The organism is Streptomyces sp. FH025, from assembly GCF_017427025.1.
Taxonomy (GTDB): Bacteria; Actinomycetota; Actinomycetes; order Streptomycetales; family Streptomycetaceae; genus Kitasatospora.
In genome coordinates this window covers 1-7,588 of sequence record NZ_JAFLNG010000377.1, presented here as the reverse complement: position 1 = coordinate 7,588, position 7,588 = coordinate 1, and the positions used below count along the sequence as shown (strand labels likewise).

At 71.5% G+C, this 7,588-nt stretch carries 12 protein-coding genes and 2 pseudogenes; 11 read left to right on the top strand and 3 right to left on the bottom strand.

What is annotated here, in order from left to right; translation table 11 throughout:
• The coding region (locus tag J0670_RS24160; RefSeq protein WP_207813752.1) for a hypothetical protein at positions 1-306 on the top strand (306 nt) is incomplete at its 5' end.
• Positions 307-338: 32 nt separating this feature from the next.
• Here J0670_RS24160 and J0670_RS24155 read toward each other — a convergent pair.
• The 3 genes from J0670_RS24155 to rpmG all read right to left on the bottom strand — a co-directional run bounded on the left by J0670_RS24155 (position 339) and on the right by rpmG (position 1,533).
• On the bottom strand, positions 339-548 hold the full coding sequence (locus tag J0670_RS24155; RefSeq protein WP_207813751.1) for a hypothetical protein: 210 nt from the start codon (positions 546-548) through the stop codon (positions 339-341).
• A 518-nt stretch (positions 549-1,066) separates the two neighbouring features.
• A complete protein-coding gene (locus tag J0670_RS24150; RefSeq protein ID WP_207813750.1) occupies positions 1,067-1,336 on the bottom strand; it encodes a type B 50S ribosomal protein L31 in 270 nt (89 codons plus the stop codon).
• A gap of 32 nt (positions 1,337-1,368) precedes the next feature.
• On the bottom strand, positions 1,369-1,533 hold the full coding sequence (gene rpmG / locus J0670_RS24145) for a 50S ribosomal protein L33 (protein WP_207813749.1): 165 nt from the start codon (positions 1,531-1,533) through the stop codon (positions 1,369-1,371).
• A gap of 161 nt (positions 1,534-1,694) precedes the next feature.
• Here rpmG and rpmB point away from each other — a divergent pair, with 161 nt between their 5' ends.
• From rpmB to J0670_RS24095, 10 genes and pseudogenes are all read left to right on the top strand, one after another.
• Complete coding sequence (gene rpmB, locus J0670_RS24140; RefSeq protein WP_207813748.1) at positions 1,695-1,931, top strand: 50S ribosomal protein L28; 237 nt, start codon at positions 1,695-1,697, stop codon at positions 1,929-1,931.
• Positions 1,931-2,236: a 30S ribosomal protein S14 gene (gene rpsN / locus J0670_RS24135; protein ID WP_207813747.1), complete on the top strand. Its 306-nt coding sequence runs from the start codon at positions 1,931-1,933 to the stop codon at positions 2,234-2,236. The genes rpmB and rpsN overlap by 1 nt, the downstream gene beginning before the upstream one ends.
• 123 nt (positions 2,237-2,359) lie before the next feature.
• Positions 2,360-3,550, top strand: a complete 1,191-nt coding sequence (locus J0670_RS24130) for a GTP-binding protein (protein WP_207813746.1) — start codon at positions 2,360-2,362, stop codon at positions 3,548-3,550.
• 43 nt (positions 3,551-3,593) lie between these two features.
• The gene (gene rpsR / locus J0670_RS24125; RefSeq protein WP_207813753.1) at positions 3,594-3,875 is read left to right on the top strand and encodes a 30S ribosomal protein S18; all 282 of its coding nucleotides are present in this window, start codon (positions 3,594-3,596) and stop codon (positions 3,873-3,875) included.
• Positions 3,872-5,110, top strand: a complete 1,239-nt coding sequence (locus tag J0670_RS24120; RefSeq protein WP_207813745.1) for a GTP-binding protein — start codon at positions 3,872-3,874, stop codon at positions 5,108-5,110. Before rpsR ends, J0670_RS24120 begins: the two co-directional genes overlap by 4 nt.
• A gap of 29 nt (positions 5,111-5,139) precedes the next feature.
• Positions 5,140-5,342: pseudogene (locus tag J0670_RS24115) on the top strand (bL32 family ribosomal protein).
• The gene (locus J0670_RS24110) at positions 5,339-5,554 is read left to right on the top strand and encodes a GTP-binding protein (RefSeq protein WP_307806665.1); all 216 of its coding nucleotides are present in this window, start codon (positions 5,339-5,341) and stop codon (positions 5,552-5,554) included. The pseudogene J0670_RS24115 and the gene J0670_RS24110 overlap by 4 nt, the downstream one beginning before the upstream one ends.
• A complete protein-coding gene (locus J0670_RS24105; RefSeq protein WP_207813754.1) occupies positions 5,524-5,883 on the top strand; it encodes a hypothetical protein in 360 nt (119 codons plus the stop codon). The genes J0670_RS24110 and J0670_RS24105 overlap by 31 nt, the downstream gene beginning before the upstream one ends.
• A gap of 16 nt (positions 5,884-5,899) precedes the next feature.
• Positions 5,900-6,184 (top strand): annotated as a pseudogene (locus tag J0670_RS24100) (acetoacetate decarboxylase family protein); the annotation flags it as partial.
• 302 nt (positions 6,185-6,486) lie between these two features.
• On the top strand, positions 6,487-7,588 hold a 1,102-nt coding region (locus tag J0670_RS24095; RefSeq protein ID WP_207813743.1), incomplete at its 3' end, for a sensor histidine kinase.

Genomic DNA, 7,588 nt, shown 5'->3' with positions numbered 1-7,588 from the left:
AGGGCGACCTCGCCACCCGCCTCGACGCCCTCACCCACCACACCGCCCAGCTCCGCGATGACAGCGACCGACGCCGCGCCTGACCCTGTCGCCGCCGCCGAAAGGCGCTGGCAGGACCTCCTGGACCGGATCCACGACCTCGAAGCACGAGTGGCCGCCACCACGAACACCGTCAACGCGGCCCTCGACCACCACCTCGCCCGGCTCGACGCCCTGCGCCACCACCTCGCCCAGCCCACCTGGCCACCATCCGCCCCCGATCCGGGCAGTCCCCAGGCCGCACCGCCGAACAACCGGCCGACCTGACAGGGCCGGGACCATCGCGACACCCAGGCCGTTCAGGCCTGGTGCCCGTGTCCCACCGGCACGCCCAGGGGCCAGTCGGCGCTGGTGGTCTCCGGCAGTGTGCCGGCTCCAGGTGGACCCGATGTCCGTCGCGGCCTGTGCTCGGTGGTGAAGTCGGTGTAGCCGAGTGCCTTCGCGGCCGCAGGCGGCGGTGTGGGGGCGACGAACTGGCGCAACGCCTCGGCGCGGCCGGTACCGGGCACGATTCCGGCCTCCCTGAGGATCGTCTGGAGACTCCGCGCCGCCATCGGCCGGCCAGCCTGGCGTCCGGGGAAGAGCCACCGCCGGCTTCGCGCACTGGCGTGGGGCGGGCGGTGGTGGTCGGTCTTCAGGCAGTCCCGGATCAGATGGCGCGCACCGCCCGCTACCGGCATGTGATGCTCACCCTGCCACCGGCCATGGCGCCGGACCTGGTCGCCCTGGATGTGGCGGAAGGCCACCGTGCCGGCGTCAGCGTGCCGCCGCCGCGACCGGTCCGCGGCGCTCGTGCACCTGCCAGGAGACCGTACGGCCGGCGGAGCCGAGCCTCCCCCGGCCTTCGGCCGGGAGGTGCCCCCATGGTGAGCACCGCAAGCGCCGGGACCTCGACGGGTGCCAGGTCGGCGACGCAGTCTCGGATGCCGGTGGCGAGGCCGCCGAGCACGGTGACGGGCGGCGAGCGAGGCTCGCCCTGCGAGGTCAACTCATTCCTCCTTCGGCGTACCGGACGAGTTGGTGTGTGTCAGCTCGCCGTGCCGGGCTTCGATCCGGTGAGGCCGTAGCGGCGCTGGAAGCGTTCGACGCGGCCGGCGGTGTCCAGGACGCGGGCGTTGCCGGTGTAGAAGGGGTGGCTCGCGGAGGAGATCTCGACGTCGATGACGGGGTAGGTGTTGCCGTCCTCCCACTCGACGGTCTTGTCGCTGGTGGCCGTGGATCGGGTGAGGAAGGCAAGGTCGCCCGCCTTGTCGCGGAAGACGACGGGGCGGTAGGCGGGGTGGATGCCGGGCTGCATGGGGTTCTCCTGGAGGTAGGTGGGGTGGGTGGTCAGCGCTCTTCGCGGAAGTCGACGTGCTGCCGGGCGACGGGGTCGTACTTGCGCAGCACCAGGCGGTCGGGGTCGTTGCGGCGGTTCTTGCGGGTCACGTACGTGTAGCCGGTGCCGGCGGTGGAGCGGAGCTTGATGATCGGGCGCAGTTCGTTGCGGGCCATCGGGGTCCTTCCTGGTGTGGCGGGTCGATGTGGGTTTCACTCTAGCGTAATGGTTTTCGTTTTCATCTAGGGTAGTGTCAGCTCAACGTTCGCGGCAGCGGCGGCATTCCCACGGGGCTGGCCCCGTCCGCCGTCGCTGTCCTCACCGGCACGGAGTCGCCATGTCCGCCCAATGCCAACTCACCGGTCGCAAGCCCGGTTTCGGCAACACCATCTCCCACTCGCACCGGCGCACCAGGCGCCGTTTCGACCCGAACATCCAGACCAAGCGCTACTGGCTGCCGAGCGAGGGTCGGTTCGTCCGCCTGACGCTGAGCGCCAAGGGCATCAAGACCGTCGACAAGCTCGGCATCGAGAAGGCCGTGGCCGTCGTGCGCGCCAGGGGGGAGAAGGTCTGATGGCCAAGCGCAGCAAGATCGCCAAGAACGAGCAGCGCCGACTGGTCGTCGCCCGCTACGCCGAGCGCCGGGCCGAGCTCAAGCGCCTGATCGCCTCGCCCGCGACCGCACCCGAGGACCGGCTCGCCGCGCAGGCCGAGCTGCGGCGCCAGCCGCGCGACGCCAGCGCCACCCGGGTCCGCAACCGTGATGCGGTCGACGGCCGCCCGCGCGGCTACCTGCGCGCCTTCGGCCTCTCCCGTATCGGGGTGCGCCAGCAGGCCCACGCCGGATTCCTGCCCGGTGTGCGCAAAGCCAGCTGGTAGCACGCCGCATGAACCGGTCGCGCCCCGTGCCGCGCGCACGCTCCCGTGCCGCGCGGCCCGGGGCGCGCCCCCGACCTGCCCTGCCGACCAAAGCCGGTGGTGGCGCCTGAGAAAGGAAGACCCGTGTCCCAACAACCCCTGCTGCCCGTGGTGGTGGTCGCCGGCCTGCACGAGGCCGAGCGCCGTCAGGCCGTCCTGGAGCTGCTCGCCGACTGCGAGGGCGCGGTGGTCCTGCACCACGACCTGACCGCGGCCGCCGAGGGCAGGGTGGACCGGAAGGCCTGGGACGCGTCCGGCCCGCTGGGCGAGGCCCTCGTGCCGCTCACCAACGACTGTCCGTGCTGCGCGCTGCGGGAGGACCTGCTGCCCGAACTGCTGAAGATCGCCGATGCCGGGAGGTACCGCCTCGCGGTGGTGGAGCTGTGGGGCGGCAGCGACCCGCACCCGCTGGTCGAGGTGATAGCGGGCGGGGAGGTCGATGACCGGTGCATGCACGAGGTGGTGGACGTGGTCGGCGTGGTCACGGCCGTCGACCCGCTCCGGGTCGTCCCGGAGCTGTCGGTCCCGGACCAGCTCTTCGAGCGTGGTCTGCACACCTGCGGCGGGGACGACCGTACGGTGGCGGAGGCGCTCGCCCACCAGATCGAGTACGCCGACGTGCTGGCCCTCTCCCACGCCGAGCAGGCCGCTGGGACGGCGGAGTTGCACCCGGGCATCGCGATGCTGCGTCAGCTCCATCCGACCGCCCGTGCCGCGCGGCTGGGAAGCGGAGTTCTGGTTCGTGCGGCGCTCGGGGGATTCGACGTGGCGGCCGCTCGTGACCGGGTCAACCCGGCGCTGGCCCTGCTGCCGCAGGCCGCCGACGAGGCGGGCGTGGCCACGCTCGTGTGGGAGCGCCGCCGGCCGCTGCACCCGGAGCGGCTCTACGAGGCCCTCGACCAGCTGGTCCCGGCCGCGCAGCGCAGCCGGGGGCGGTTCTGGCTCGCCAACCGGCCTGACCTGATGCTCGCGTGGGACGCGGCGGGGGCCAACCTGGCGGTGGAGGAGTGCGGTCCGTGGCTGGCCACGCTTCCGGACGCGGTCTGGGAGCTCTACCCGCCCGCGCGGCGTGCCGCCGCAGCGCTCGACTGGGACCCGGCGCACGGCGACCGCGTGCAGCAACTGAGCTTCACCGCCGAAGGCCTGGACGTGGACGGGATCACCGAGCTGCTCGACCAGTGCCTGCTCACCGACGCCGAACTCGCGGCCGGCGAGTCGGGCTGGAAGGCCCTGCCGGACGCCTTCGGGGAACTGCTCGATCCCGTCGTCGCCTGACGCGTACGCAACTCTCACCAGAAACAGGGAAGCTGTGATCAAGATCGCCCCCGCCCGCCGGGATCGCAAGGCTCGCCCCAATCCTCCCCCAGCCTCCGGCCGGGGGTGCCCCCATCACGAAGCGCGGATCACGTACATCGACTACAAGGACACGAGCCTGCTGCGGAAGTTCATCTCCGATCGGGGCAAGATCCGAAGCCGTAGGGTCACCCGGCTCACCGTCCAGCAGCAGCGCGCGATGGCTCGCGCCGTCAAGAACGCCCGCGAGATGGCGCTGCTGCCGTACGTCTCCGGTGGCCCGACCGCCGGGAAGGCGGCTCGGTGAGCGGCCGCCTGCCGGTCACCGTGCTGTCCGGGTTCCTCGGCGCGGGCAAGACCACCCTGCTCAACCACCTGCTGAACAACCGGGATGGCTTGCGGGTCGCGGTCGTCGTCAACGACATGAGCGAGATCAACATCGACGCCGCGCTGGTCCGCGAGGGCGGGGGAGCCCTCTCCCGGACCGAGGAGCGCCTGGTCGAGATGACCAACGGCTGCATCTGCTGCACGCTGCGCGACGACCTGCTGGAGGAGGTCGACCGGCTCGCCCGGGCCGGGCGGTTCGACTACCTGCTGATCGAGTCCAGCGGCATCTCCGAGCCGATGCCGGTCGCGGCCACCTTCGCCTTCGCCCGCGACGACGGCGTGACCCTCGGCGATGTCGCCCGCCTGGACACCATGGTCACCGTGGTCGACGCCGCGAACTTCCTGCCCGAACTGCGCGGCGGCGACGAGCTGACGGCCCGCGGCCTCGACCAGTACGAGGACGACGAACGCACCGTCAGCGACCTGCTGATGGACCAGGTCGAGTTCGCCGACGTGCTGGTCCTGAACAAGACCGACCTGGTCACGGTCGAGGAGGCCGACCGGCTCGCCGCCGCGCTCGGCCGGCTCAACCCCGCGGCCCGGATCGTCCGCGCGACCGGCGGACGGGTCCCGCCCGCCGACCTCCTGGGCACCGGGCTCTTCGACCTGGCGAAAGCCCAGGAAGCCCCGGGCTGGGTCGCCGAACTCAACGGCGACCACGTGCCGGAGACCGAGGAGTACGGCATCACCAGCCTGGTCTACCGCGCCGAACGGCCCTTCCACCCCGGCCGGCTCTGGGAGTTGGTGAGCCGCAGGCTCGACGCAGGGGAGTTCGGCACCGTACTGCGCTCCAAGGGCTTCTTCTGGCTGGCCTCCCGACCGGCCGTCACCGGCCTTTGGTCGCAGGCGGGCTCGGTCGCCCGCTTCGAGCCCTCCGGCATGCGCTCGATGACGAGCCCGATGACCAACCTGACCGGTCTGACCGATGCCACGGTGCTGACCGGCCTCGGCGACGAGCAGGTGCACAGCGGCCAGGAGCTGGTGTTCATCGGCACCGGCCTGCGCAAGGACGAGCTGTGCGCCGCACTCGACGACTGCCTGCTGGACGACATCGAGCATGAGGTCGGGCCGCACGTCTGGACGACGTTCGAGGACCCGTTCCCCGTGTGGGACGAGTACGAGCTCCAGCAGGACCACGACCACTCCCACACGTAACCATCACCACCCACCAGGAGGAATCCGGCATGGCCGTCCCCAAGCGCAAGACGTCCCGCAGGAACACCCTCCCTCCTTGCCCGCCAGCGGGCAGGAGGGGCCCATACGCCGCGCCAACTGGAAGGCGACCGCGCCCCAGCTGGTGCCGATCACCATCGACGGCCGCGAGCACCTCGTGCCGCGCAACCTGGTCCGCGCCTACGAGCGCGGCCTGCTGACCCCCGAGCCCTGAAGCGCCAGGACACCCGCGTCCCCGTCACCGTCCTCACCGGCTTTCTCGGCTCCGGCAAGACCACCCTGCTCAACCGGATCCTCGCCGAGCAGCACGGCCTGCGCATCGCCGTCATCGTGGGGGCACCTCCCGGCCGAAGGCTGGGGGAGAGTTCGGCGAGGTCGGTGTCGACGACGCCCTCGTGCTCGACGCCGAGGAAGAGAGGCTGCTGAACGTCAAGCTCAGCACTGGTGACGACGCCGTTCGCCCCGGACGTGATCGAGGACGGTCGGCTGGTCATGGCGCAGAACCCAGGCGCGCCCAAGGCTGTCGCAGGAGCCGTCATCAAGCAGGTCGGCGGATCGGCTATCTTCCGGGCCGTTTGAAGTGGCTCGTCGCCGATCTGCTGGGGAAGCAAGGGCTTCATGTCCTCAACAAGGACATGACGGGCATGACCCACCGGGACCGGGAGCTTCTGACGGGTGACAGCCCCATGGCCGCCAACAACCTCGGCCTGCTCGCCGCCGATGCTCTGATCGAAGAGGTTCGGGCCGCCGGCTGAGGGCGTCACCTATCGTTCGGATCTGGACAAGGTCACCGCGTATGTGCCAGAGCCGCTGGCCGTGACCGAACCGATCGTCAGCATCTCATTCCTCTACATGCGGGCGCCGAAGCTGGGCGACTACTACGAGGTCGCGCAGAGCATCAGGACCGAGCTGAACGGCGAGCAGATCCTCTACCGCCCGTCGATGTACGCCGAAAGCGTCGCCGCGATCCTCGACGGTCGCGAAGTCCTCAGACTGCCGAAGAAGTACGGGCAGCCCATGCGCGGATCGCGATGTCCTCCGGTAGCGGTGCTGTAGCCGGGGAGTTCCGGCACGTCTCCAGACCATCACGGCGTACCGGGCGTTCTCGTCCGAGCGGGGGAGGAGAGCGCCGTCAGGACCTGGGCCCGGTACACGGCCCTGACCAGGACCAGGGGCCTGGTCGGGGATCGGTCCGGGGTACCTGCCTGGGGCCGGGAGCCGCTGCGAGAATGGACTGCGGACGCGCTCCCCCCGGGGACCGCGGGCCGTTGCGGGAACGGCACATGGCTCATGGATGACGGTCGCGGTGAACCGGCGAAGGCCAATGTCGACCGGCCGCAGAAAGGACCAGCACCAGCATGTCGACGCACCACCAGTCCCTGCCGCCGTCGCCGAGAGCCGACGGCCTGCCCTGGACGGCCAGTGACGCGCTGCTGGCCGTCGGGGCGGCCGCCCTGGACCTCCTCGGCTACACGGTCGGCGGTCCGGACGGAAGCCGGCCGATCGCCCCGACCGCGCTGGTCCTGCTCGTACTGGCGGCCATGCCGCTGCTCACCAGGCGCCGCTACCCGCTGGCGTCACTGGCGGGTGTGCTCGTCCTCGGCCTGGCACTGAACCTGAGCGGGCCGGTGCCGCAGCACTTCAACTGCACGCTGTGCGTCGCGCTGTTCGCCGTGGCCCGCTCCCGCGGCATCGCGGTGGCGGTGCCGGCCGCCCTGGTGGCGGCCGCCGTGCCACTGCTGGGTCAGGGGCATCCGCTGCCACCTCCGGTGGGGGACGTGGCGGTCAACGTGCTCGCTGCGGCGCTGGTCATCGTTGCGGCCGAGGTGCTGAAGCGTTGGCAGCACGAGGTGGAGGTCAGGCGCAGGCTGCTGGCCGACCGCGCGGTGGCGCAGGAACGGCGCCGCATCGCACGGGAGTTGCACGACATCGTGGCCCACCACATCACCACCATGCAGCTGATGGCCGGTGGTGCCAGAGCGAACCTCGGGGGTGACTCCGAGGTGGTGCGCGACGCCCTGGTCACGCTGGAGGGCTCCGGGCGGATGGCGCTGCGCGAGATGCGCCAACTGCTCGACGTGCTCCGGGCCGGCGACGCGCTGGAGGAGGCGGACGGCGTGCCGTCCGCGCCGCAGCCCGGTGTCGGGGACCTCGGAGGGCTCGTCGAGGAGTCCCGCAGGGCCGGTCTGCCCACGGAGTTCGCCGTCCTGGGGGAGGAGCGTCCGCTGCCGCCGAGCACCAGCCTGGCGGTGTTCCGGATCGTCCAGGAGTCCCTCACCAACACCCGCAAGCATGCCGGCCGGGCCCGGGCGCGGGTCCAGCTGACGTACCACCCGGACCGGGTCACCGTCGAGGTGTCCGACAACGGCGCCGCCGCGCCGGCCGACACCCTGGTGGGAGCCCTGACGGGGGCGGGCTGCGCGCCGGCGCCTCCGGGTTCCTGCCCAAGGACGTCTCCCC

Bases quoted from the DNA above. Each gene is read 5' to 3' on its own strand.
- J0670_RS24150 (WP_207813750.1), bottom strand. From the start codon at position 1,336: ATGCAGCCCGGCATCCACCCCGCCTACCGCCCCGTCGTCTTCCGCGAC.
- rpmG (WP_207813749.1), bottom strand. From the start codon at position 1,533: ATGGCCCGCAACGAACTGCGCCCGATCATCAAGCTCCGCTCCACCGCC.
- rpmB (WP_207813748.1), top strand. From the start codon at position 1,695: ATGTCCGCCCAATGCCAACTCACCGGTCGCAAGCCCGGTTTCGGCAAC.
- rpsN (WP_207813747.1), top strand. From the start codon at position 1,931: ATGGCCAAGCGCAGCAAGATCGCCAAGAACGAGCAGCGCCGACTGGTC.